Source organism: Kribbella voronezhensis (assembly GCF_004365175.1).
GTDB classification, from domain to species: domain Bacteria; phylum Actinomycetota; class Actinomycetes; order Propionibacteriales; family Kribbellaceae; genus Kribbella; species Kribbella voronezhensis.
Window position 1 is genome coordinate 1497409 of the sequence record NZ_SOCE01000001.1, and the last position, 23092, is coordinate 1520500.

23 protein-coding genes and 1 tRNA gene are annotated in these 23092 nt (G+C 67.1%); 14 read left to right on the top strand and 10 right to left on the bottom strand.

Going from position 1 to position 23092, the window contains the following annotated elements; genetic code table 11:
* Position 1 precedes the first annotated feature (1 nt).
* Positions 2-1525, bottom strand: coding sequence for a PrsW family intramembrane metalloprotease (locus EV138_RS06560; RefSeq protein ID WP_133977520.1), 1524 nt, complete (start codon positions 1523-1525; stop codon positions 2-4).
* Positions 1526-1756: 231 nt separating this feature from the next.
* Between EV138_RS06560 and EV138_RS06565 the strand changes: the two genes are divergently transcribed.
* The 3 genes from EV138_RS06565 (at position 1757) to EV138_RS06575 (ending at position 3247) form a co-directional block, all read left to right on the top strand.
* Positions 1757-1830, top strand: a tRNA-Arg gene (locus EV138_RS06565).
* Between the two features lie 140 nt (positions 1831-1970).
* A complete protein-coding gene (locus EV138_RS06570; protein ID WP_202866636.1) occupies positions 1971-2429 on the top strand; it encodes a MarR family winged helix-turn-helix transcriptional regulator in 459 nt (152 codons plus the stop codon).
* Between the two features lie 2 nt (positions 2430-2431).
* Positions 2432-3247 carry an NAD-dependent epimerase/dehydratase family protein gene (locus EV138_RS06575; RefSeq protein WP_133977521.1) on the top strand — a complete coding sequence of 272 codons (816 nt, stop codon included), beginning with the start codon at positions 2432-2434 and terminating at the stop codon, positions 3245-3247.
* 97 nt (positions 3248-3344) lie between these two features.
* Here EV138_RS06575 and EV138_RS06580 read toward each other — a convergent pair whose 3' ends face one another.
* Both EV138_RS06580 and EV138_RS06585 read right to left on the bottom strand, forming a co-directional pair.
* Positions 3345-3737 carry an ester cyclase gene (locus EV138_RS06580; RefSeq protein WP_133977522.1) on the bottom strand — a complete coding sequence of 131 codons (393 nt, stop codon included), beginning with the start codon at positions 3735-3737 and terminating at the stop codon, positions 3345-3347.
* 16 nt (positions 3738-3753) lie between these two features.
* Positions 3754-4278 (bottom strand): CGNR zinc finger domain-containing protein, encoded by a 525-nt coding sequence (locus tag EV138_RS06585; RefSeq protein ID WP_133977523.1) that lies wholly within the window; start codon positions 4276-4278, stop codon positions 3754-3756.
* 85 nt (positions 4279-4363) lie between these two features.
* Here EV138_RS06585 and EV138_RS06590 point away from each other — a divergent pair, with 85 nt between their 5' ends.
* A complete protein-coding gene (locus EV138_RS06590) occupies positions 4364-5500 on the top strand; it encodes an epoxide hydrolase family protein (RefSeq protein WP_133977524.1) in 1137 nt (378 codons plus the stop codon).
* A gap of 85 nt (positions 5501-5585) precedes the next feature.
* Here the strand turns inward: EV138_RS06590 and EV138_RS06595 are convergent, their stop codons facing one another.
* Entirely contained in the window at positions 5586-6653 is a 1068-nt protein-coding gene (locus tag EV138_RS06595) for a TRAP transporter substrate-binding protein (RefSeq protein ID WP_133977525.1), read from the bottom strand.
* A gap of 317 nt (positions 6654-6970) precedes the next feature.
* Between EV138_RS06595 and EV138_RS06600 the strand changes: the two genes are divergently transcribed.
* Together EV138_RS06600 and EV138_RS06605 are read left to right on the top strand one after the other, a co-directional pair.
* Positions 6971-7618 (top strand): hypothetical protein, encoded by a 648-nt coding sequence (locus EV138_RS06600; RefSeq protein WP_133977526.1) that lies wholly within the window; start codon positions 6971-6973, stop codon positions 7616-7618.
* A gap of 170 nt (positions 7619-7788) precedes the next feature.
* The gene (locus tag EV138_RS06605) at positions 7789-8838 is read left to right on the top strand and encodes a M4 family metallopeptidase (RefSeq protein ID WP_133977527.1); all 1050 of its coding nucleotides are present in this window, start codon (positions 7789-7791) and stop codon (positions 8836-8838) included.
* Positions 8839-8890: 52 nt separating this feature from the next.
* On the opposite strand, the gene EV138_RS06610 is transcribed toward EV138_RS06605, so the two are convergent.
* Positions 8891-9256, bottom strand: coding sequence for a PRC-barrel domain-containing protein (locus EV138_RS06610; RefSeq protein ID WP_133977528.1), 366 nt, complete (start codon positions 9254-9256; stop codon positions 8891-8893).
* Positions 9257-9434: 178 nt separating this feature from the next.
* Between EV138_RS06610 and EV138_RS06615 the strand changes: the two genes are divergently transcribed.
* A complete protein-coding gene (locus tag EV138_RS06615) occupies positions 9435-10616 on the top strand; it encodes a peptidase MATCAP family protein (RefSeq protein WP_133977529.1) in 1182 nt (393 codons plus the stop codon).
* Positions 10613-11608, top strand: a complete 996-nt coding sequence (locus EV138_RS06620; protein ID WP_133977530.1) for an ATP-grasp domain-containing protein — start codon at positions 10613-10615, stop codon at positions 11606-11608. The genes EV138_RS06615 and EV138_RS06620 overlap by 4 nt, the downstream gene beginning before the upstream one ends.
* A 9-nt stretch (positions 11609-11617) precedes the next feature.
* On the opposite strand, the gene EV138_RS06625 is transcribed toward EV138_RS06620, so the two are convergent.
* Positions 11618-12238, bottom strand: coding sequence for a methyltransferase family protein (locus tag EV138_RS06625; protein WP_133977531.1), 621 nt, complete (start codon positions 12236-12238; stop codon positions 11618-11620).
* Between the two features lie 41 nt (positions 12239-12279).
* Entirely contained in the window at positions 12280-13137 is an 858-nt protein-coding gene (locus EV138_RS06630) for an aldo/keto reductase (protein ID WP_238157986.1), read from the bottom strand.
* A gap of 201 nt (positions 13138-13338) precedes the next feature.
* Here EV138_RS06630 and EV138_RS06635 point away from each other — a divergent pair, with 201 nt between their 5' ends.
* Positions 13339-13566 carry a hypothetical protein gene (locus EV138_RS06635; RefSeq protein ID WP_238157987.1) on the top strand — a complete coding sequence of 76 codons (228 nt, stop codon included), beginning with the start codon at positions 13339-13341 and terminating at the stop codon, positions 13564-13566.
* 16 nt (positions 13567-13582) lie between these two features.
* On the opposite strand, the gene EV138_RS06640 is transcribed toward EV138_RS06635, so the two are convergent.
* Complete coding sequence (locus tag EV138_RS06640; RefSeq protein WP_133977533.1) at positions 13583-14893, bottom strand: MFS transporter; 1311 nt, start codon at positions 14891-14893, stop codon at positions 13583-13585.
* A 147-nt stretch (positions 14894-15040) separates the two neighbouring features.
* Between EV138_RS06640 and EV138_RS06645 the strand changes: the two genes are divergently transcribed.
* The 3 genes from EV138_RS06645 (at position 15041) to EV138_RS06655 (ending at position 17146) form a co-directional block, all read left to right on the top strand.
* Positions 15041-15865 carry a hypothetical protein gene (locus EV138_RS06645; RefSeq protein WP_133977534.1) on the top strand — a complete coding sequence of 275 codons (825 nt, stop codon included), beginning with the start codon at positions 15041-15043 and terminating at the stop codon, positions 15863-15865.
* A gap of 85 nt (positions 15866-15950) precedes the next feature.
* Positions 15951-16658: a PadR family transcriptional regulator gene (locus EV138_RS06650; RefSeq protein ID WP_133977535.1), complete on the top strand. Its 708-nt coding sequence runs from the start codon at positions 15951-15953 to the stop codon at positions 16656-16658.
* On the top strand, positions 16658-17146 hold the full coding sequence (locus EV138_RS06655) for a DUF1707 SHOCT-like domain-containing protein (protein WP_238157988.1): 489 nt from the start codon (positions 16658-16660) through the stop codon (positions 17144-17146). Before EV138_RS06650 ends, EV138_RS06655 begins: the two co-directional genes overlap by 1 nt.
* Here the strand turns inward: EV138_RS06655 and EV138_RS06660 are convergent.
* Positions 17108-18151: a LacI family DNA-binding transcriptional regulator gene (locus tag EV138_RS06660; protein WP_133977536.1), complete on the bottom strand. Its 1044-nt coding sequence runs from the start codon at positions 18149-18151 to the stop codon at positions 17108-17110. The two genes, EV138_RS06655 and EV138_RS06660, sit on opposite strands and share 39 nt — an antisense overlap.
* Before the next feature lie 4 nt (positions 18152-18155).
* The gene (locus EV138_RS06665; RefSeq protein ID WP_133977537.1) at positions 18156-20555 is read right to left on the bottom strand and encodes a glycoside hydrolase family 3 N-terminal domain-containing protein; all 2400 of its coding nucleotides are present in this window, start codon (positions 20553-20555) and stop codon (positions 18156-18158) included.
* A gap of 266 nt (positions 20556-20821) precedes the next feature.
* Between EV138_RS06665 and EV138_RS06670 the strand changes: the two genes are divergently transcribed.
* Both EV138_RS06670 and EV138_RS06675 read left to right on the top strand, forming a co-directional pair.
* Positions 20822-22171: an extracellular solute-binding protein gene (locus EV138_RS06670; RefSeq protein ID WP_133977538.1), complete on the top strand. Its 1350-nt coding sequence runs from the start codon at positions 20822-20824 to the stop codon at positions 22169-22171.
* 77 nt (positions 22172-22248) lie between these two features.
* On the top strand, positions 22249-23091 hold the full coding sequence (locus EV138_RS06675; protein ID WP_133977539.1) for a carbohydrate ABC transporter permease: 843 nt from the start codon (positions 22249-22251) through the stop codon (positions 23089-23091).
* Position 23092 lies beyond the last annotated feature (1 nt).

Here is a 23092-nt window from a genome sequence, read left to right on the forward strand (position 1 = left end):
TTCACTGCGACGGTGGATACGGACCGTATCCTCCCGGCGATCCTTGCGCTCCAGGGGGTCCCTGTGGGTAACCGGATTGGGTCGAAGGGTAGCTGGGTTGCCCCGAGGGATACCCCGGCTGGGCAGGTTGATAACCAGTACCCCCCGGATATCCCCCACCCCCGGGACCAGGCCCCACCGGACCAGGCCCCACCGGACCAGGCCCCACCGGACCAGGCCCGACCGGACCGGTCCCGGGACCCATCGGAGCGGCGTACATGCCACCAGGCCCCTGCGGTACCGCCTGGGCGAACGCCGGCATCGGCGGGAACGGCACGCTCGCCCGCCGGTTGCGCAGCTCGTCCAGCAACTGCTTCTCGGTCTCCAGCGCCTCCGGCCCGATCACCTGGCGGACGATCTTGTCCCGCAGGTATGCCAGCTCGGTGGCGTTGTGCTGGAACGCCTTGGCCGCGGTCTCAGCCTGTACGCCGTACCGCTTCGCGTTCTGCCGCAGCGCCTTGCGACCCCGCAAGGTGGCGATCAGCGGCACGTCCTGCGGGATCAGCCAGCCGAACCGCACGTAGTCGTACAGCCGCGAAGCGATCATCTGCCCCTCGCGGGACCGCATCACCAGCGCGAACGCCACCATCGCGGCGAAGAGCGGGAACATCAGGATCACGTAGACGGCGATGAAGCCGCCGCCGGCCCAGCTGGCACCGGCGTTCCACAGCCCGTGTGCCAGTACGGCGGTCAGGTAGCCGACGATCGGCGCCAGGTAGCGCACCGCAGTACTGCGATGTCTGACCGCGACCCCGATGCCGATCGCGGTGAACGACGTGAAGAGCGGGTGGGCGAACGGGGTCGCCAGGCACCGCAGCAGGAACAGCAGGAACGCGCCGCGCAGGCCGGCCGCGCTGCCGGACTCCTTGGAGAGCTCGTCGAAGATGCGGCCGATATAGAGGATGTTCTCGGTGAAGGCGAAGCCGACGCCCACCATGCCGGCGTACACGAGTCCGTCGATGATCCCGTCGAACTCCTTACGGCGTACCAGCGCCAGCAGCAGGATCACGGATCCCTTGGCGAACTCCTCGACCACCGGTGCGACGAACACAGCCGACCGGTTCCCGCCACTGTGCGCCTCGTGCAGCAGGTCGGCGACCTGGGTGTTGATGAAGATGGCGGCCAGGGTGGCGATGAACGCACCCCAGCAGAACGCGAAGATGATGTACTTCGCCGGCTCCGGCTCGTACCGGTCCAGCCACAGGTACACCGCGATCACCGGTACGACCGGCACGAACGCGAACAGCAACCCCCAGGCGAACCCGCCGAGACCGGTCGCCCTGGCCACGATCCCGAAGATCAGCAGCCCCGCGACGGCGAACACCACCACGATCACGACACCGATCAGCACCCCCTGGTTACGCCGCTGACCGGGGACCGGATGTGTCCCGAGCACGTTCGGCTGCGGTTGGGGGCCACCGGGCGGGTAAGCCGGCCCCGCCGCCGCTTGTGGCGACTCGGCCGGGCCTCCTGAGGGGTAACTCATGCCCGCAGCCTAGTTGTAGAGCCCACACCGCGGCAGGACAGCCCACTCAGCGTTACCGGGATGGAACGACAGTCCACGCTTCTCACTCCCCGTGCGCGCCCCCGCGCGTGTTTCCCGATCTTTCCCGTACTACGTACGCCTACCCCACCCAACCCACCCGGTAACCCACAAGCACGATCGCCCCCGGATCTGAGAGACTCTGATCCGTGCCGCGGTCCCCCACCCGGCCATGCGCCCGTAGCTCAGCTGGATAGAGCGTCGGACTTCTAATCCGTTGGTCGCAGGTTCGAATCCTGCCGGGCGCGCCTTGGGATGTCTCAAGTCATCGGCGACAGCTGAACCTGCGTTTCGTGGGTTCAGCTGTTGTCATTTGGGGTGTCTGGTCGCGGAGGCTTCGCGGCCATCGGTCCTTGATTAATTGTTAGCTGCCTGACAGGATTGTTAGGTGGCTAACAGAATACAAACTCCTGATCTGGACGGTGCTGGGGTCTGGGCCAAGCGATATTTCCTGGCCAGCCGGGCGCTGATGGATTCGGTGCTGCGTCCCTACGATCTCGGGCACACCCAGTGGTACGTGCTGCAGTTGCTCGCCATCAACGGGCCGTTGAACCAGCGTGAGGTCACCCGCCTGCTCGAAGTGGAGCGCGCGACCCTCAGCACGATCACCGGCGTTCTCGTCCGTAAGGGGCTGATCGAACAGCTTGCCGACGATGCGGACCAGCGCCAGAAGGTCCTGCGCATCACGGCGGCCGGTACCGATCTCTGGAGCACGATCCCGGATCCGATCGAGCTGATCACCACCGTCGCCTTCGCCGGGGTCGATCCGACCGACCTGGCAACCGCCCAGCGCGTACTCAGCGAAGCCACCCAACGACTTGTCAACCACAGAACGGAGAACAAGTAACCATGACGATCCTCGTCACCGGTGGCACCGGTCTGGTCGGCTCACGTCTATTGAAGCGATTCGCCGCGAACGGTACCGACTGCCGAGCGCTCGTGCGCCCCGGAAAGACCGTACCGGAAGGAATTCAGCCGGTTGAGGGAGACATTCTGCGTCCGGAGACACTGTCCCAGGCTCTGGTCGGCGTCACGGCCGTCGTTCACCTGGCCGCCGTGTTCCGCACCACGGACGAAGCGCGGATCTGGGCGGTCAACCTGGACGGGACCCGCAACCTGATCGCCGCGACGCAAGCCATCAATCCCCAGGCCCGGTTCCTGCTGGCCAGTACCTCCAACGTCTACGGTCCAGAACTCACCCACCCTGGTCGCGAGACCGACGCCACGACGGCGACGCACGCCTACCCGGCCAGCAAGATCAAGGCCGAGGCGGAACTCCGCGCCAGCGGACTGAACTGGGTGATCCTCCGCTTCCCCTTCGTGTACGGAGACCAGGACGGTCATCTCGAAGCGGCCCCGCACCAACTGGCCGAGATGGGATGGCATCCCGCGCGCAAACTCAGCGTCATCCATCACGAGGACATCGCAACCGCGACCAATCTCGCCCTGGCCGGCGAACTGGACGGACAGACGGTCAACATCGCCGACGACTCACCCCTCACTGCCTACGAAATGGCCCAACTCGTCGGCTCGACCTACGAGTCGTCCGGCGAGGCCCTGCCCAACCCCTGGCAAGGCCACATGGATATCTCCCTCGCTCGAAGCCTCGGCTTCCGACCGAAGGTGCCCACCGCCTACCAGGCCCATCGCGACGGAAGAATCTGACCCGAACCAAACTGCACCGCGGGATTTCGGAGTGACAGGAGCCGCAGGCAACTATCAGCGTGGCTGCGATCCGCACCAAATCGCCGGCCGCGCCGGGCTAGGAGCTGAATTGGGACGCGACCGCGTCGCGGTCGATGAGGGACCAGACGTGCGCGATCCGTCCGCCCTCGAACCGGTAGAAGACGTGCTCGGCGAAGGAGACCGCCCTCCCTGTCGGTTCAAGGCCGAGGAAGGTACTCGTCGGGGTGCAGTCGAACCAGAGCCGGCAGGCCACCAGGTCACCATTAGTGGACAGCAGGTGAGCCTCGAAGCGTAGATCCGAGACCGCACGAGCATCCGCCGCGATCATGTCGGCGTACTCGGGGCGGGTCAGCAGCTTGTCGTTGTAGACGAGTTCGTCGCACACATAGCGGTCCAGTTCGTCGAACCGCCGGCCGTTCAGTGCGTCGAGGTAGGCCAGGTACGTGGACTCCAGGTTCTCGTGGGCCACGGGTTCTCCTTCCACATCATCCGGCTTGCTGGCGGCGCTCGCGGTAGACGCGGGTCTTGTGGCGGTTGCCGCAGACATTCATGTCGCACCAGCGCCCTCGACCGCTGCGCGACGTGTCGTGGAAAGCCCACCGGCAATCCGGCGCCGCGCAAAGCTTGACCCGGCTCCAGTCTCCGCGGCCCACGGTCACGACCACGGTCTCGAGGATGGTGTCGAGCCATGGCCTTCCCGACCGAGCCGCGATTCGCAGCCCACCCGAATCGTCGTGGGCGAGCTGCAGCGGATACGCCGCGAAGGCCGTCGTCGCATCGACCTCACCTGAGAGCGACTGACGCAGTGCCGTACGAAGAGCGATGGCGGCCGCCAGATCCTCCGTTCCCAACTCATCACCGGCCACGAGCAGGTCGTACTCCGCCAGCCAGTCCGCCAAGTCCCCCGGCGACGCCAGCCGCTCATCGCCGACGTGGGTCCGGCCGTGCCGGCTGAACGATCGCTGGTCGACCGTGTTGAGGAACTCGGGGATCACGTCCAATGCATCCACGACACCACTGTACACAATTACTGGTGTTGCGAATGATCGACACCACTGTTAGCTTTCAATGGTGTCGACAGAAAGGATGCAGAAGATGCCCGACCCCCAACGAGTACTCACGGTGTCCGACGCCGACCTCGACGACCTCCGCGCACGCCTGCGCGGTACGCGGTGGGCGAGGCGATGGCCGGTCGACGCCTGGAAAGCCGGTACCGACAGCGACGAGTTGCGTCGACTGGTCGACTACTGGTCCACGGCGTACGACTGGCGCGAACACGAAGCGGCGATCAACGCCCTGCCGTCCGGGTTCGCCGACGTCGGCGACACGTCCGTTCACTACCTGCGTTTCGACGCCGAGCGCCACGGAGCACTGCCGCTCCTGCTGGCCAACGGCTGGCCCAGTTCGTTCCTCGAACTGACCGGCCTTGCCGACCGGTTGTCCTCGCCCTCGCGGTACGGCGGCAGCGCGGAGAACTCTTTCACCGTTGTCATCCCGAGCCTGCCCGGGTTCGGACTGTCTCCGCAGCGGCCCACCCTCGGCAAGGCCCCGCTGACCCACGACATCTGGCACCGGCTCATGCACGACAGCCTCGGTTTCGAGCGGTACGGCGTACACGGATCCGACCTCGGTGCTGGTGAGTCCAGCTTGCTCGCACAGGCTCACCCGGAGGCAGTGGTCGGCGTACATCTCCTGGACGCCGCCGGACCGCAAAGCTACGACCCGGAAGGATTGACCGACGAAGAACGCGCTTATCTGGCAGCAGAGAAGGCCTGGTTCGACGCGGAGGGCAGCTATTCCCATCAGCAGCAGACCCGCCCGCTGACCCTCGCCCAGGGCCTGTCCGACTCCCCGTCGGGCCTGCTCGCCTGGATTCTCGAGAAGTACCGGGCGTGGAGCGACTGCGGCGGCGACCCCGCCGGCCGGTTCGGCGACGACTTCCTCCTGACCCAAGCGTCGCTGTACTGGTTCACCAACACGATCTCGACCTCGTTCCGGCCCTACTACGAGCGAAAGCACGGAATCAGGCCGAGCGTCGAACGTGTCGAGGTGCCGACCGCGATCGCGGTCTTCCCACACGACCTCGGAGGCCGGCCGCCCCGCGAGTGGGTCGAGCGGACTTACAACCTCACCCGCTACACCCCCATGCCCAGCGGAGGACACTTCGCCGCCCTCGAGGAACCGGACCTGCTCGCCGACGACCTCACCGCCTTCTTCTCCGAGCTGGCCTGACGTCCCCCTCGGTCTGCACCGTGACACCACGGACGTGCGGGCCGCGCCTGCTGGGGGCTGATGCCTTCGGTGATGGGGGCGTGGATCAGCAGGGTGTGGCGACTCCTGTGCGGGGAACTTGTACGGACTGCTTCAGGGTGCGGATGCGGTCGATCATCGACTTGGTGTCCGCGTCCTGCTCGAGTTGGGTGTACAGGGGTCGTACGGCCTGGCTGAGGGCCTGGAGGTTGGCGGGTGTCGCGGTGACGATCTTGCCGCCGCGGTTGCAGAAGGCTGCTGCGTTGGCGGCTTCTGTGGTGCGGTGGCTGAGCGCCCACTGAAGCGTCGCGGTCGCGGCGTTTCGCAAGACGGCTTGGTTCTCGGGCGACAGCCCATTGAGGGCGGCGGAGTTCGCCACCAGGGTGTTCACCTTGGTGGTGAAGGTGACGTTGGCGGCCGCGGTCCCTGGCACCGGCAAGGTGTCGGACAAGACGAAGCCGGTCTCGGCGCCGCCGAGGGTTCCGTCCCGGACGCCGGCTCCGATGGCGTCGCCCACCGGGTCGTCGGGCTTGCCGCCGAGCGCACGGATGGTGGCATCACCAAGGTCCGACTTCGCCGCGCGGATGACCTTGCCCTTGAAGGCGACCGGGGTGACCAGCGCCGGACCGAAGCTGAAGGGGTGGCGCAGGCTCTCGGGGATCAGCGCGAGACCGGTCGCCCCGTCCTTGTCCAGGCCCGCCATCAGCTCGGCGGACAGGTCCTTGCTGGTGACGATCTCGTCGGCCAGCGCATCCGAGGTCACCAGGAACGGTGCACCGAGCGCACGCAGGGACGTCACCCCTTCGGTGTCCCAGGTCCGGCTCGGGATCATGGCCAGGTCGAGTTTGCGGTCCTTCAGCATCCGTGCGACGACCTGGTCCCACTGCTGTACGTCGTGTCCCTGCGCTTCCCACACCGGATAGATCAGCAGCTTCCCGCCGGACAACGTCCTGACCTGCTCGACGAACTGTACGATCGCGAGCCCTCCCGGCCGGCTGTCGTCGTCGGCCGTTCCCAGCTTCAACGTCACCGGCGCCGACGTGTCGACAGTCTCGGTCTTCTCCGCCTTGCCACCGCACGCTGTCCCCGCAAGCACCAGCGCGGCAGCGATCGGAAGAGCCCAGTACTTGCTCATCACAGCCCCCAAGTACGTCGAGGGCTTGGCCGCACCCGGCGACACATTTCCACTGCACCGTCGATACCCTCCGGCGCCGAAAGTCCCCCAGGCCCAACGGCACTGGCCTGCACGAATACGTGCAGGCGCCTGCCGACCACACTTGCACCGGACAGCCCCGCCCGCCACCTCCCACACACCGAAACCTTCCTACGCCTGAGCACTGTTTGTGGAAGACGGCATCCGCGTCTGGTGATCGCCGGCAATTGAGCGCACAGTCGCAGCAGTACCTGGACGCAGCAGGCATCTGTCTGGCGACAGTGACGAAGGGAAAGAGAATGAGCGGACCGTTCCGCTCGAAAGCCTCAGCACTCACCGCTGTCGTGCTGCTGACCGCGCTGGCCGGCTGCGGCGGGACCAGCGAATCACCGACCACCGTCACGTCGTCGCCTGCCGCGTCGTCCAGTCCAGCCCAGTTCACCAGCCGGGCATTCTCCCTGCCCTTGACAGTCACGCTGCCCGCTTCGCTGGTACCTCAGCCGAGCGAGGACACCAAGAACTTGATCAGCTGGAACGCAGTCAGCGGGAGTGGCGGCATGAGGTTCCTGCTCCCGGTCGTGGTCTACCACCCGGACAGCACCACTCCAGCGCCACTGCCCAAGGACTACCCGGCATATCTCCGCGGGCTGGTCGACGCCGGCGGCACGCTCGCTGACGAGAGCACGACAACGGTCGGCGGTCACGCCACGATCTTGCTGACCGGCACCACCTCACGAGGACTCGACGGCACCTTGGGTTGCCCCGCGCCGACCACCCCGCGGGAAGTCTGCTTCGGCCTCCAACCCGACCTGGTCCTCCGCATCGCCGTCATCGACCTCGGCGACAGAACGCTGCTGGCCTGGGCCAGGAGCCCGCAAGGCGATTCCGGGGCACCGAAGTTCTTCACCGACTTCGAGGCCATGATCCACACCCTGAAACTCACCTGACGACGCTCCTGAGCTACGGCGTCACCACGGTCACTGTGGCGGGGCCGCCGTTGGCTGTGGGTGACGGTCGACGCAGGGAATCCCTGAACCTTGAACCCGGCCACTTCCTCCCCGCAAGGGCGCGACTTACGTTGTGCTGGCAAGTCCCCTGCGTCGAGATGGAGACTCCGATGGCGCCCAAGAGCTGGACCACACCTGTCGCCCTTGCCGCGACTGCCGCGCTTACTCTGGCGGGGCTGACAGCTCCCGTCGCCAGTGCGAAGCAGCCGACCGGCGCCACCACGGCGAAGGCGCTGGTCTTCATACCGAACCCAGTGCAGTCCAGTGGCGACCAGACGCTCACTGACCAGAAGGACTCCGCGACGGCCGTTCCCCGCGGCGAGTACTACGAGGTCACGTTGACCGACCTCGACGGCTCGGGCTACCTGCGCGGCAAGTGGGCGAACGTCCGCAGTACGACCGGCACCCCGGCGTACACCGCCAACGGGACCTATTACTACAACCGGCACGACGACCAGTTCGAGCAGGTGATGGCGTACTTCTGGGGAACCGAGGCTCAGAAGTACCTGCAGTCGCTCGGCTTCGGCAGCGAGCTGCCGCCGGTGAACGCCGAGAGCCAGGACTACAAGGTCGATCAGTACGGCGTGGACAACTCGTTCTCGTGGGACAAGCACGACACGATCACGCTGGGCAAGGGTGGCGTGGACGACGCCGAGGACGGCGAGGTGATCGTGCACGAGACCGGACATGCCGTGCACGACGCGCAGGTGGCGGGTTTCGGCGCCTCACTCGAGGCCGGCTCGATCGGCGAGGCGTGGGGCGACTACTTCTCGGTGACCGTCGGCGACTGGGTGGCGAAGAAGTACGGCGTACCAGTGAAGGCGCCGCTGGTGTGCGTGGCGGACTGGGACTCGGTTTCGTACACGTCGACGGTTCCGCACTGCCTGCGTCGCCTGGATGCCGGCAAGCACTACCCGGAGGACGTCGAAGGAGAGGTGCACGCCGACGGCGAGATCTGGTCGCAGGCACTGTTCCAGATTCGTACAGCGCTCGGCCCGACGGTTGCCGACCGCATCATTGTCGACGCACAGTTCGGCTTCGCGCCGGACACCAGCTTCGCAGCCGCGGCCCGGCACACGGTCGCGACCGCGCAGTCGATGTACGGCGCCACCCAGGCCGCCGCGGTACAGAAGGCCTTCGCCGACCGCGGCATTCTCTGAGGAGGCGCGCAGTGGCGCCGGCCTCAGCGGAGGCCGGCGCGAGGTGTTGGTGTTACATGCCGCGTTTGTAGTAGTCGCCGTAGTAGTTGCCCAGACGGTCGCGGTAGTCGCGGTCGTCGTAGTCGGACGTGTCCGGGTCGTACTCGGGGGCGTCCTTGATCTGGTCCTTGGTGCGGTCGACGTAGATCTTCTTGTCGGCGTCGTCGATCCGTTGGACGACGCCGGCGGGCAGGAGGACCTTGCGGCCGAGGATCCACGGCCCGGTGTCGACCACGATCGACGCGGCGCCGACGTCGTCCGTCGCCTTGTCGACCTTGCCGATGTCGCCGTCGGTGGCCGCGATCTTGTACCCGACGATGTTGGTGCCCTGGGTGTAGCCGGCATCCTCGCGGTAGTTCCACGGATCGAATGTGCTCATGGTGGCCTTCCTTCCACACAGGGCCGGTCCCAGTGACCGGGGTCTAGCGGTACCCCGCCGAGTCCCTGTCAATGCACGAACACCGTCGCGATCTGGTCCGCCGACTCCCACGCGGTCGATTACCGGATAGTTCACAAGTTGGCGGGCTTGGGCGTGGGGTGGTGGGTACGTCTGGGAGATGACCTCCTCGACTCAGCAGCTCGGGGCGGCCCTGGAGATCGACGGGCGGCTCACCGAGATCGAGCGCAGCGTGAACCTGCTGCTCAACACGACGCCGGTCAATGCGGCCGAGGCGTGGGTGGACTTCGAACGCGGGGATTTCGGAGCCGCTCCCACGCTCCGCCTGAGACCACTGGAATTCGACCCCGACCTGGTACGACGCGACCTCTACAACCTTGAGATCGAGAACGTCGCCGATCCAGCGCTGCACACCCTCTTCCGGGCGAAGCGCGACGAGCTGGCGCGGGTGATCACGGCGCTGGAGGATCGCGACACCTCACGCTTCGTGTACGGATCACTGCAGCTGTACGGCGAACTCGCTCCCACCCTCGTCGCCGCCGCGGAGGAGTTGCTCGAACTCATCCCGCCGCAAGCGGCGAGTACGAGCAGCGTCACAGCCGGCGCGTTCGCACAGGCGGCTCGTGAGGAGTTCGACCGGTATCGCGCTGTGTATCCAGACTTCCCGGCAGACGTCGAAGTACGCGAAGACGTCTCGGAGCTGATGGTGTCGTTCGGCCGGCTGCTCATCCCCGAGTCCGCCGCCATTAGGAAGGACCGCGTCGAACCTCTGCTGCACCACGAGGTCGGCACTCACGTCGTCACCTATCAGAACGGCGCTCGGCAACCCCTGACCCTGTTGACGATCGGCCTGCCTGGCTACGACGAGACCCAAGAGGGCCTTGCCGTGCTCGCCGAGTATCTGACCGGCGGACTGGATCCGCGGCGCCTCCGCGTGCTTGCGGCCAGGGTGGTCGCGATCGACAGATTGCTCGACGGCGCCGAGTTCCTGGAGATCTTCGAGTCGCTGCGGGCGCAGTACCGGATCCCGACCCGAACGGCCTGGTCGATCGCCACTCGCGTCGTGGTCGGCGGCGGTTCCGTGAAGGACGCGATCTACCTGCGCGGCATCACCCGCATCCTCGACATCCTCGCGGAAGGCAGCAGCCTCGACGTCCTGTTCGTCGGCAAGCTCGCGGTGGACCACATCCCCTTGATCCAGGACCTGCTCGACCGCGAGGTGCTCACTCCGCCGTGGGTGCGCCCGCGCTGGCTGGACGTTCCCGGTGCACAGGAGCGCCTCGACAGGCTGCGCGCAGGCGCGTCAGTCACGGATCTCTACGAAGGAGAGGTGGCGGCATGAGGCTCGCCTTCTTTGTCAACGACGTCGAAACCGAGATCGACGAGTACGCCACCACACGGCTGGCACGCGCCGCCGCCCAGGGCGGCCATGAGGTCTGGTACGTCGGCGTCGGTGACGTCGAACTCGGGGAGAACGAGCACCTGATGGCTCGCGCTCATGCTGCCCAACTCGCACCAGACGACACGCTGGCGACGTTCATGCTGCGGATCAAGGAGCGCCCCGCCGAACGGATCGTGATGGACGACCTCGATGCGCTGTTCCTGCGCAACGAATCGATCGACGACCTGCAGGCTCGGCCGTGGGCGAGCCCGCTGGGCGTCGTCTTCGGCCAGATGCTCAAGGAGCGCGGCGTCACGGTGGTGAACGAACCGACGTCGCTGTCCCGAGCCACCAGCAAGCTCTACCTGGAGGAGTTCCCGGAGAAGATCCGGCCCCGCTCGCTGGTGACGCGTGATCCGGAAAGCATCCAACGGTTCGCCGACGAGGTCGGCCACTGCGTGGTCAAGCCGCTGTACGGAGCCAAGGGCCGCAACGTGTTCATGGTCGAGGGCCCTGGCGAGGCGAACCTCGCGCAGATGACCGAGGCGGTACTCCAGGACGGCTACGCGGTCGTTCAGGAGTTCGTCGACGGCGGCGAGAACGGCGACGCCCGGATCTTCCTCCTCGACGGGCAACTCCTCGAGCGGGACGGAAAGACGGCCGCGTTCCGGCGGGTGCCGACCGGCAACGACCCGCGCGCCAACATCAGTGCCGGCGGACGCTCGGTCCCGCTCGAGATCGGGCCGGTGGAACGCGACATCGTCGAGGCGATGAGCGACAAACTCGTTGCCGACGGCATGTTCTTCGTCGGCATCGACGTGATCGGCGGCAAGGTGGTCGAGATCAACGCCGAGAGCCCGGGCGGCATGCAGAGCGTCGAACGGCTGTACGACATCGACGTCTGCCCGACCGTCATCGAAGCCCTGGAACGCCGGACCAAGTCAAAGCCCTGAGCCGCGGGGTCACCAGATGCCGGGAACGAGGCGGCGCCGCCTGGCGGCGTACTGCGTGTAGGCGGCGCCGAAGTTGTCGAAGAGCGCGGCCTCTTCGACGCGGATCCGCAGGACCAGGCCGATCGTGGGGAGCGTGCTGATGAACAGCAGCGACAGCCAGTTCCCGAAGGTGAGGCCGATGCCGAGGAGGACCAGGACGACACCCGTATAGCTGGGATGCCGGACCCAGCGATACGGACCGGACTGGACAACCGGCTGGCCCTCGGTCACGCGTACGTCGTACGTGAACCACCTGCCCAAGGTGACGATCGCCCAGAGCCGCAGGACTGCGCCGGCGAGGATCGTGGTGATCCCGAGGCCGAAGACGATCCAGCGGATCGCCGGGTGGTCCGGCGCGATCGTCGCGCTCCTGATGCGGATGGCACTCAGGGCGGCACCGATGAAACCGGCGGCGGCGAACAGGAGCACCAGCGGCAAGGTGCCGCGATCCAGCCCGACGTGGCTCGCCCGCGCGCGTCGCCGTCGTACGAGCGCTATCACGGACGACCCCGTCTGCAGTACGGCGAACAGCCCGACCGAGATCCCGAAGAGCAACTCGGCTCGGCTGTCGGCAAAGGGAAGGGGATCCATGAGCAACCCCTTCCCTTCGCGTGTTCAGCCGAGCATAGGGGCTAGTCGATGCTGGGCAACGCGTTCAGCGTCGCCAGTTCGGCGGGACTGAGGTGGACGGTGGCGGCGGCGAGGTTCTCGATGAGATGGGCGGGATCACCGGTGCCGGGGATCGCCAGGACGTGCGGACCGCGAGCGAGCGTCCAGGCGATCCGGATCTGGGCAGGAGTGGCGCCGCGGTCGCGGGCGATCGTCTGCACCGGGTCGGAATGCGTCAGTCCGCCCACCTCGCGGCCGGTGCCGGTCAAGGCGAAGAACGGGACGAACGCGATGCCCTGTTCACCGCAGGCGGTCAGCATCGCGTCGTTGACCCGCCCGAAGTCGACTCCGTACCTGTTCTGTACTGCGACCACGGGCGCGATCTCCTGCGCTTGCGAGAGGTGCTCCGCGCGGACGTTGGACAGGCCCAGGTGCCGGATCATGCCGGCTTCGCGGAGTTCGGCCAGTACGCCGAAGTGCTCGGCCACCGTCTCCAGGCCGGTCTGGCGCAGGTACACCAGGTCCAGGCAGTCCAGCCCGAGTTGGCGCAGGTTGTCCTCGACCAGTCCGCGCAACTGGTCCGGCCTGGCGAGTCCGGACTCGGTCGGTCCGACCTTGGTGGCGATCACCAGGTCGTTGGGGTAGGGGGCGAGCGCCTGCCGGATGGCGTCGTTGGCCCAGTTCAGGCCGGTGAAATCGCGCGGCTGCTCGAGGTGCGCGAAGGTCGGGTAGAAGGCGGCCGTGTCGATGTGGTTGACACCGAGTTCGACAGCCCGGCGGAGCAGGCCCTTGACCTGCGCCGCGTCGCCCGGCCGGCCGAGGTCGACGACCCCGCGCCCGCCGAGCCGCTTGGCCCCGAATCCGATCCTGCGAACGGTCAAATCACCCAGCCGCCAGGTGCCCGCGGTGAGTGATTTGCGCTCTTCGAATTGAGGTGATACGGTTGAGATGAGTCGTGTGCCCAATTCACTCATATGCATTCTTGCAGGGTACGCCACAGCTGCCTTTCTGGTCCAGCTTTTTCTTCGTGCACTTCTTGTGTGGAACCACTGTGCGGGCGACGGCGTTCTTTCCTGCAGGAGGTGGTTCCGATCGACGGCATCTGGTTGCTCTTCGTCAGCCTGGCCGCGGTCGCGGGCGTTCTGGCTCTGCTCGCGTGGGCGGCGGCCCGGGCCCGGCGGCGTGGGATCAGCGGCTCGATGATGGGTGTGTTCGACCAGATGTGGCACCCGGCCGCCGCCGAATCACACCTCGAGCTCCAGCTCGAAACCGAACGCAAGAAGCCGCTGCCGTCCCCCGACGACCTCTGACCCTTGCCATCGGCAACTAAGCCTGTACTGCGATCCGCTCGGCCAGCGGTTCGCTCTGCAGCACCGTTTCGCCCTGCAGCATCGTTTCGCGGCCGGCCGGGGCCGGGGCTTCAGATGCCGCCCGTTCGCCGCGGGCGAGCAGGATGAACGGCAGGACGAGCAACTGGATGCCGGCACCGAGCAGGTAGGACGGCCCGTAGCTCCACACGTCGGCGGCCTTGCCGAGAGCCGGTTGGATGACTACTCCCCCACCCGAGGCCAAAAGGTTGTCCGAGGACAGCACTGTGGCCCGCTGTGCCGACGGAATCAGACCGTTCAGGTACGCCTGCCGCACCGGCCCCGCTGCGGCGAACATGATTCCCCAGATCGCCAGCAACACCAGTGCCGCCCAGAAGTTGTGGACCAGACCCATCATCAACAGCACGGCCGCTGTGGCGACAGAGGTGATGAGCAACACCGAAGTACGGCGTCTGAACACGCGTGCGACCAGGGGTGCCGAGGCGCCACCGACGACCTGCGCTGCGGCTACCAGCGCAGCCGCAAGCCCTGCGACCGCGTAGGAGTCGCGGCTGCCGTACAACTCAAGTAGATAAGGCTGTGCGGCGTAGAAGCCGTAGCCGCTGACTCCCATGCTGAACGGCGCCGCCAGCATCAACCAGCGCACAGGCGGGTTCCGCAGACCGTGATCCAGCGACGCCCGCAGGATGCCCTGCATCTCGGAGACCACCGAGACCCGCGGTTTCGGTGCGAACCCGACGTCCCGCATCGACCGCCACGCCACCACGAAGGTGAGAGCGAGCAGCAGCGCGCGTACGGCGTACGGAACGCCCAGGCTGGTCGACTGAGCCAGTACGCCGCCGGCGATCGTGCCGCCCATCATCGCGATGCCACTCGCCATCTGGCCCTTGGCGAACGCCGACTCCAGCGAACCGCGGTACCCGGTCGCCTTCAGGCCGTCGACCAGCCACGCCTCGGTGGCGCCGCTGAAGAAGGTGAAGCCCAGCCCGAGCAGGATCGACGCACCGGCCCATGCGGCGAACGGAGCATGCATGTGCCACAGCAGCAGATAAAGCAGCGTCGAACCGAACAGCGTGGCCGTGCCGAGCAGGTACGACGCCCGCCTGCCGACCGTGTCGGCCACGACCCCGGTCGGGACCTCGAACAGCACCATCCCGACCGTGAAGAACGCGTTCGCAGCGAACGCCTCGCCGACACTCAGCCCCGCATCGAGCAGGAACAGGGTGTTGATGCCCCAGATCATCGACGACGCCCCGGTCGACACCACCGTGAGCATCACGTACGTCCGCAAAAGCTGCTCGCTTCTCATCACATCTCCTTCGCCGCGTTGTCACCTGCAACGTCGGAGTCACGGTGGCCGCCTCGACAGGGGCCAGCCGTTGACACCGGTGATTACTCGGAGTAACCCTGAGCCTTGGGGGTGCCCGCTGTCCGAGCGGGGCCGAGGGGGAGAGACATGACGGTTGATTACCGGGCGCGAACTGCTGCGCTCGCAGACGCTTACCGGCAGACGATGCTCGCCGGGGATGTCCAGCTGGCGGGGCGGCCAGAGCGGAAGATCCTGCAGGCCATGGTGGCCGATTCGGTGGCAGAGATCGCCCTGTGGGTTCGTACCCGGGCTCCCGGCGGCGACGACGTGGCCGAGCCGCTGGAGAAGCTCCTGCCCGATCTGCAGAAGGGGAACATCGTCGGCCAAGGACTGCAGAAGGTCCGGTCCACCCTGATCAGTCAGGCGAAGGGCCTTGTCGCGACAGTCCTGCTGGGAAAGGCGATGCCCTTGTTGCTGGCAGGAGTGGTCGCCTTCGTCCTCGGCGCCGTCGGCTTCGCTCAGGACGCAGGGGCATCGGTCGGGGCGACCTTGATCCCGGCGGTCGTCGGCGGCACGGTCGTCACGGGCGCGCTGGTCCGCGCGTTCCAGGCAGTACCCGCTGCCGTCAACTCAGTCGGCAATGCTGCAGGGTCGCTGTACGACAGTGCGGCATCGGTGGGCTCGACAGCCGAGGGCATCTTCAAGGAGCACGCTCTTCCCGCGATCACTGCGCTCTACAGCGGCGCCAATCTGAACGCCGGCGGAGTTCCTGTCGTCGGCCAGCTCCGCGGCCTGGGCAAGTCGATCGTCGGCGGTGCCTACCTGCTGCTTGCGGTCTGCGGTCTGTTCTTCGTCAGCGGACTCGTGCACGCCTGGAATGCGTACAACACTCCGGCCCCGGCTCCCGGGCCGAGTAGCTGCATCACCATCTCCCGCGATCCCCTTCCTCCCCTGATCACCTGCCCCCGCTGATCAGGGACATTTTTCCTTGGTTGCGATCGGTTCGCGATATATCGTCGACGTATCGGAACAGCTTCCTCGGAAGGGTGGCCCCAGCATGACCGGATCGACGTACGCGGCCGGGTGGCCGTGGCAGCAGCTGGCACAGCATTGTTCGTTCGTCGAGGACCTCAAGAAGGAATGGATCGCCGCGATGAGCGGCCGGCGCGGGCACAGCTCGTACGCCGGCCAGCACCCGTTCGGCGCGCAGTGGGGCACCCTGTTCGGCGGTGGCCCCGGGTTCGGCCCGGGATTCGGCCAAGGACCGGGCTGGGGCGGGCAGCGCGGCTGGCGTGGACCGAAGGCTCGCCGTGGAGATGTGCGGGCCGCGATCCTCGCAGTACTGGCCGAGCAGCCGATGAACGGCTACCAGATCATCCAGGAGGTCGCGGAGCGCAGTGGCGGGGCCTGGAAGCCCAGCCCTGGTTCGATCTACCCGACGCTGCAGCAGCTCGAAGACGAAGGCCTGGTAACCGCGGATGCCGCAGTCGGCCGGCGCACGTTCACGCTGACCGACGAGGGCCGGGCGTACGTAGCCGACCACACGGATGAAGTCTCCGCTCCCTGGGAGGCGATGACCGCACCACCGGGCAATGACGACAACAGCCTGAAGCCGCTCCTCGGCCAGGTCGGTGCCGCGCTGTGGCAGATCCTCGCGGCGGGCACGCCGGACCAGCAGGAGAAGGCGCGCAAGGCGCTGTCCGAGCTCCGCCGCACGCTCTACTCGATCCTCGCCGACGACGACCGCGACGAGCAGGACCGCTGATGATGCAGGACGAGCCGAGCCCTTTCCGCCGCGCGACCGGCCAGGTCCGGATCGGCGATGCCGAGCGCGACCAGGCCGTGGCCGCGCTCAGCGAGCACTTCGTGGCCGGGCGGATCACCCAGACCGAGTTCGAGGAACGCAGCGACCAGGCCACGCGAGCGCGGTACGTCGACGACCTGGCGCCGCTGTTCGCCGACCTCCCCGACGATCGGGCAGCCGAGCAGTTCCCGTACGCCGTTGCCGTTCGGCCTGACCGGGCGCCGTGGGCCCGAGGTTCCTCGAGACCGCAGCGGTTCAGCCCGCCGCCGTTGTTCTGGTTGCTGCCGCTGATGATGACCGGCCTGGTGGTCGCGAGCGTGGCGTTCGCGGCGCCGTGGGTGCTGTGGATCCTGTTCTGGGTCTTCATCATCGGTGGGCCGCGCGCCCGGTACCGCCGGCACCACCAGGGCTCAGGAGACGGCAGGTTCCAGCGCGGGTTCGGCCGCTGAGCTCCGGACGATGAGCTGGGTCGCCAGCTCGACGTGGTGCGAGTCGACCTTCTCGCCCGCGGCGAGCTGGAGGGCGGTGCGGAGCGCGACGGCGCCCATCTCGCGGAGCGGCTGACGGATGGTCGTCAGCTGCGGAGAAGCCAGGCGTGCCACCTGCGTGTCGTCGAACCCGACCACACTGAGCTGCTCCGGAACGCGCAGCCCACGAGCACGCGCGGCCTCCAGCGCACCGAGGGCGACCTCGTCGCTACCGGCGAAGATCGCGGTCGGCGGCTCCGGCAGGTCGAGCAGCGCCGCGCCACCCGCCAGCCCGTCCTCATACAGGAACTCGCGCAACCACACGTACTCCTTGGGCACCGGCGCGCCCGCGGCCTCCATCGCGCCGCGGAAGCCGTTCATCCGGGCCTGGTTGCAGCCTGAGGTCGGCGGGCCGCCGAGGTAGGCGATCCGCCGGTGGCCGAGTGAGAGCAGGTGCTGGGTGGCCGCCATGCCACCGGCGAAGTTCGTCGAACCGACACTTGTCACGTCGGGCTGGGCGATGTTGAGCGGGTCCACGACGACCAGCGGCAGTCTGGCCCGCGACAGCGCGGCGAGGTCGGCGGCCGTCAGTTCCGAGGTGATCCCGATCGCGGCACGACGACCGGTCGCGGCCAGCTCGCGGACCCACGGCTGCGCCCGGCCGGAACTGCGGCTCTGCGAATGCTTCGGCCTCGAGGTCACCACGACGTCCACCTCGGCGGCCTGGCCCGCGTCGACCACCCCCTGGATCACCTCGACCGAGTAGCTGTTGAGGAATCCCTGGTAGAACAGCTCGACCGAGGGTCGCTCGACCGGCTCGGGGCGACGGCCGACGTACTCGTGTTCTCTCAGCACCTCCTGCACGCGCGCCCGCGTCGATTCGGAGACGTCGCTGCGCCCGTTGAGCACCTTGGAGACCGTCGCCACCGACACTCCCGCCGAGGCAGCGACGGTGGCCAACGTCGTACGGCCACTCAAGCGCGGCACCAGCTCACACTCCTCCGGCTACAGGGGTCAGGTCGACAGGGGTGATCATCCTACGATCGTGTCCGACGACACGCGTATTCCCGGTCAGCCGGACGGTTCCGGTACAGGGCAGGTCTGCCGACGATGTGCCGACCAGTACTTCGAGGTCGCCCGCCTCGACGATCCGGCGAAGATCCGGCCCGCTGTACGCCGTACGGTCGGCGTGGACGTGGAAGGTGACGTCCATCGCGGCGCCGGGCTCGAGCGACACCCGGGCGAAGCCGGTGAGCAGCTTCAGCGGACGCGCGATCTGGGCCACGACGTCGTGCAGGTAGAGCTGAACCACCTCGTCGCCCGCGCGGGAGCCGGTGTTGCGGACGCGGACTGTCGCGGTGAACTCGCCGTCGGTCGGGATCTCGGTGTCGCTGAGCCGCAGGTCGTCGACCTCGAACGTCGTGTACGACGAGCCGTACCCGAAGGGGAAGAGCGGCACGGTCTCCAATCCGCTGATGCCGGCACTCTCCACGCTGCCGAGCGCCGGCTGCAGGTACGTCGCCGGCTGGCCACCCACGTGCCGCGGGATCTGCACCGGCAGCTTTCCGCCGGGTGTCACCCGTCCGCTCAGGACACCGGCGATCGCCGAACCGCCTTCCTGGCCAGGGAAAAAGGCCTGGACGACGCCGGCCGCGCGCTCGGCGATGCCACCCAAGGCGTAGGGCCTGCCGGACACGACCACCACGACCACCGGCGTACCGGTCTCGAGGAGCTGTGCAAGCAGTTCAGCCTGTACGCCGGGCAGGCGCAGGTCCTCGGCGTCGCAGCCCTCCCCCGAGGAACCGTGGCCGAACAGGCCGGACAGGTCGCCGACGAAGGCGATGCAGAGATCGGCCTCACGAGCCTTGTCCACAGCCTCGGAGAATCCCGATCGATCGTCGCCCAGAACCGGGCATCCTCTTGAGTACAGGAGTTCGGCGTCCGGGAGTTCCTTGCCCAGGGCATCTAGTGCGGAGGGGACCTCGATGCCGAGGTCGCGACCGGGATAGCGAGGTAGGACATGGTTGGGGAAGGCGTAGCAGCCCATGAACGTGCGCGGGTCGTCCGCGCAGGGCCCGACGACGGCGATCCGTTGCGGAGCAGGGCGATCGTCGCCGAGCAGCGGAAGTGCCGTGCCGGCGTCGAGCAACACGATCGAGCGTTCGGCCAGCTCGCGGGCGAGAGCTCTGTTCGCCGGGGAGTCGAGGTCGACATCGTCGGCCTGGACAGAGCCGGCGGGGGTCCATTCAGGGTCGAGCAGACCGAGCCGGATCTTCTGCAGCAGCAGGCGACGCGCGGCCCGGTCGACGAGGTCTTCCGAGAGCTCACCCGCTTCGACCCGCTCGATCAACCCACCGCCGAAACCGATGGTGTCGGGCAGCTCGACGTCGGTTCCGGCGGTGAGAGCAAGGGCACCCGCGGCATCCACGTCGGCGGCGACGCGGTGCATGGTGGCGAGGAACGGCACGGCCCAATAGTCCGAGACGACTGTGCCGTCGAAGCCCCACTGGTCGCGCAGCAGTTCGGTGAACAACCAGGGGTCGGCTCCGGCCGGGAGCCCGTCGACATCGGAGTAAGAGCTCATCACCGAGCCGGCGCCTGCGGTCGCGATCGCGGCCTCGAAGGTCGGCAGGATGACGTCGAGCAACTCGCGGCGCCCGATCGACACCGGCCCGTGGTTACGTCCGCCCCGGGCCGCGGAGTAGCCCGCGAAATGCTTCAGGGTCGCGATCACACCGGCACTCTGCAGCCCACGCACGTACGCCGAGCCGAGCGTCGCCACCAGGTGCGGGTCCTCACCCATCGTCTCCTCGACCCGGCCCCAGCGGTAGTCGCGGACCACGTCGAGCACCGGCGACAACCCTTGATGGACACCGACGGCGGCCATGTCGCGGCCGATCGCCGCGGCCATCCGCTCCACGAGTGCGGGATCGAAGGTCGCGCCCCACGCGAGCGCGGTCGGGTAGACCGTCGCGCCGTACGTCGTGAAGCCGGTCAGGCACTCCTCGTGGACCAGCGCCGGCACACCCAGCCGGGACTGCGCGAGGACGACCTCGTGCTGGCGAAGGAGTTCGGCCACGCCTTCTTCGACCGTCAGCGGGACACTGCCCCAGACGCGGGTCAGATGACCCAGACCGTTCTTGCTGGCGTCCTCCAGCGAGACGGATCCGCCGGCGGCGAAGACGTCCTGCATCGGTGCGACGTTGATCGTCTCGTCCGCGGGCAACTCGGGCTCGGCCATGTCGTTGCCGACCCAGCGGCTGCCGAGCTGGGCCACCTTCTCGGCCAGCGTCATCGCCTGCAGGAGCAGTTCGGCCCGCTTCTCGGCCGACAGGGAGGTGTTCTGCCAGGGACGGTCGTCCGGGGTCGCCGGCACAACAGAGGTCGTCACGAAATTCTCCCTAGTTTTCGGCGGAAGCAGTAACAAAGTATCGAAACTTTTCGACACTTTGTGTGGACCATGTCGTCACCGGAAGAGTCCGGAGCGATACTCCATTTCGCCTGCTGGTACGGCGTATCCGCATCGTAACTCTGACTCCTCATTGTCCCGAGTTCAAGACCTTGACAGCAACACGCGCGAAACCTACGTTACGAAACATCGCAACTTGTTAACCGGTTAGTGCTTCGGCACGGAGTACGGAGATCACAGTGGATCCCATGACGACATCCCGGCGTACGTTCCTCACCTTGGTCGGTGGCGGCGCCGTGGCAGCCGGTCTGGCCGCCTGCGGCGGCACATCCGGCCCGAAAAGCTCCGGCGGCTCGACCGGTGGTGGGGCGGCCGGTTCGGGGGCTACCTACTGGTCGCTCACCGGCCAGCCTCAGCAAGCGATCCGCGAGGCCCAGGTCAAGCGGTTCAACGACGCGAACCCGAACACGAAGATCAAGCAGACCGAGTTCCAGAACGACGCGTTCAAGCAGAAGATCAAGACCGCGATCGGAGCCGGCCAGGGGCCGACGCTGATCTGGGGCTGGGGCGGTGGCGGCCTGAAGGCCTACGTCGAAGCCGGCCAGGTCGAGGACCTGACCGACTGGCTCGGCCAGCAACCCGACCTGAAGAACTCGATCTTCCCGTCCGCCTTCACGGCGGCGACGGTCAACGGCAAGATCTACGCGGTGCCTGGTGAGACCGTGACGCCGATCGTGCTGTTCTACGACAAGCGCGCGTTCGACAAGATCGGCGCCCAGCCCCCGCAGTCGTGGGGCGACATCATGGACCTGGTGCCGAAGTTCAACGACAAGGGCATCGCGCCGTTCTCGCTCGGCGGCCAGTCCCGCTGGACCAACATGATGTGGCTGGAGTTCCTGTTCGACCGGATCGGCGGCAGCGAGGTCTTCCAGAACATCTTCGACGGCCAGCCCGACGCCTGGTCCGACCCGTCGGCACTCAAGGCGCTCGACGAGATGCAGAAGCTGATCAAGGCGAACGGCTTCATCAAGGGCTTCTCCTCGATCACCGCCGACTCCAACGCCGACCAGGCCCTGCTCTACACCGGCAAGGCCGCGATGATGCTGCACGGCGCCTGGACGTACGGCGGCATGAAGGGATCCGGCAAGGACTTCGTCACCGGCGGCCACCTCGGGTACATGAACTTCCCACCGGTCGACGGCGGCAAGGGCGACCCGAGCGACACCGTCGGCAACCCGGGTCAGTACATGTCGATCTCCTCCAAGGCAAGCCAGGCCGAGAAGGACACCGCGAAGAAGTTCATCGCGAACAACACGCTCGACGACGCCACCGTGGACGCCTGGGTGAAGTCCGGCAACATTCCGGTCGTGAAGAGCGCGAAGGACAAGCTCTCGTCGATCACCGACAAGAACGACGCCGAGTGGCTGAAGTTCGTCTACGACACGGCGGCGAACGCCAAGAACTTCGCGCAGTCCTGGGACCAGGCGCTCAGCCCGACCGCGGCCGAGACGCTGCTCGACAACATCGCCAAGCTGTTCCAGCTGTCGATCTCGCCGCAGCAGTTCGCGTCCAGCATGAACGCGGTGATCGGCAAGTGACGGCCGCCGCTCCCCCCGGCGTACCGGTCCTGCGGCCTCACTCTTCGCGCGCCGGGCGGAGCGGCTCGGTCAGCTGGATGGTCGTCCCGGCGCTGGCGATGTTCGTGGTGTTCGGCATCGTCCCGCTGGTCGGCGTGCTGTTGCTCAGCTTCGCGCAATGGGACGGTCTCGGTGCGATCCACACCGCAGGCATCTCGAACTGGCGCACGGTGCTCAGCGATCCCGCGCTGCCGCACACCGTCCTGGTGACCTTCGAAATCATGTTCCTGTCATGGGCCGTGCAGACTCCGCTGAGCCTGCTGCTCGGCGTCTTCCTGGCCGGCCGCCAGCGATACCGCGCACTGCTCGCGGTCCTGTACTTCGTTCCGCTGTTGCTCAGCTCGGCGGCGATCGCCATCACCTACAAGGCGCTGCTCGACCCCAATTTCGGGCTGGGGCCGGGCCTGCACCTGGATTTCCTGACTCAGGACTGGCTGGGCAAGGGCAATCTCGCCGTGGGTGTGGTGATCTTCGTCGTCTCCTGGCAGTTCATCCCGTTCCACTCGCTGATCTACCAAGGCGGCGTCCGGCAGATCCCGACCACGATGTACGAAGCGGCCGCGATCGACGGAGCCGGGCGGATCCGGCAGTTCTTCAGCATCACCGTCCCGCAACTCAAGTACACGATCATCACGTCGTCGACGCTGATGGTGGTCGGCTCACTGACGTTCTTCGACCTGATCTTCATACTCACCGCCGGTGGCCCTGGTGACGCCACCCGGGTGCTTGCTCTCGACATGTACAAACGCGGGTTCCAGGCGAACTTGATGGGTCCGGCCAGCGTGATCGCCGTCCTGCTCGTGGTGCTCGGCCTGATCCTGGCCCTGGTGCTGCGCCGACTGGGCGGCAGCACCACGGCAAGCCAGCAAGAAGGGGCGTGAG

Bases quoted from the DNA above. Each gene is read 5' to 3' on its own strand.
- EV138_RS06560 (WP_133977520.1), bottom strand. From the start codon at position 1,525: ATGAGTTACCCCTCAGGAGGCCCGGCCGAGTCGCCACAAGCGGCGGCG.
- EV138_RS06575 (WP_133977521.1), top strand. From the start codon at position 2,432: ATGACGATCCTCGTCACCGGTGGCACCGGTCTGGTCGGCTCACGTCTA.
- EV138_RS06590 (WP_133977524.1), top strand. From the start codon at position 4,364: ATGCCCGACCCCCAACGAGTACTCACGGTGTCCGACGCCGACCTCGAC.
- EV138_RS06595 (WP_133977525.1), bottom strand. From the start codon at position 6,653: ATGAGCAAGTACTGGGCTCTTCCGATCGCTGCCGCGCTGGTGCTTGCG.
- EV138_RS06600 (WP_133977526.1), top strand. From the start codon at position 6,971: ATGAGCGGACCGTTCCGCTCGAAAGCCTCAGCACTCACCGCTGTCGTG.
- EV138_RS06605 (WP_133977527.1), top strand. From the start codon at position 7,789: ATGGCGCCCAAGAGCTGGACCACACCTGTCGCCCTTGCCGCGACTGCC.
- EV138_RS06610 (WP_133977528.1), bottom strand. From the start codon at position 9,256: ATGAGCACATTCGATCCGTGGAACTACCGCGAGGATGCCGGCTACACC.
- EV138_RS06615 (WP_133977529.1), top strand. From the start codon at position 9,435: ATGACCTCCTCGACTCAGCAGCTCGGGGCGGCCCTGGAGATCGACGGG.
- EV138_RS06620 (WP_133977530.1), top strand. From the start codon at position 10,613: ATGAGGCTCGCCTTCTTTGTCAACGACGTCGAAACCGAGATCGACGAG.
- EV138_RS06625 (WP_133977531.1), bottom strand. From the start codon at position 12,238: ATGGATCCCCTTCCCTTTGCCGACAGCCGAGCCGAGTTGCTCTTCGGG.
- EV138_RS06640 (WP_133977533.1), bottom strand. From the start codon at position 14,893: ATGAGAAGCGAGCAGCTTTTGCGGACGTACGTGATGCTCACGGTGGTG.
- EV138_RS06645 (WP_133977534.1), top strand. From the start codon at position 15,041: ATGACGGTTGATTACCGGGCGCGAACTGCTGCGCTCGCAGACGCTTAC.
- EV138_RS06650 (WP_133977535.1), top strand. From the start codon at position 15,951: ATGACCGGATCGACGTACGCGGCCGGGTGGCCGTGGCAGCAGCTGGCA.
- EV138_RS06655 (WP_238157988.1), top strand. From the start codon at position 16,658: ATGATGCAGGACGAGCCGAGCCCTTTCCGCCGCGCGACCGGCCAGGTC.
- EV138_RS06670 (WP_133977538.1), top strand. From the start codon at position 20,822: ATGACGACATCCCGGCGTACGTTCCTCACCTTGGTCGGTGGCGGCGCC.
- EV138_RS06675 (WP_133977539.1), top strand. From the start codon at position 22,249: ATGGTCGTCCCGGCGCTGGCGATGTTCGTGGTGTTCGGCATCGTCCCG.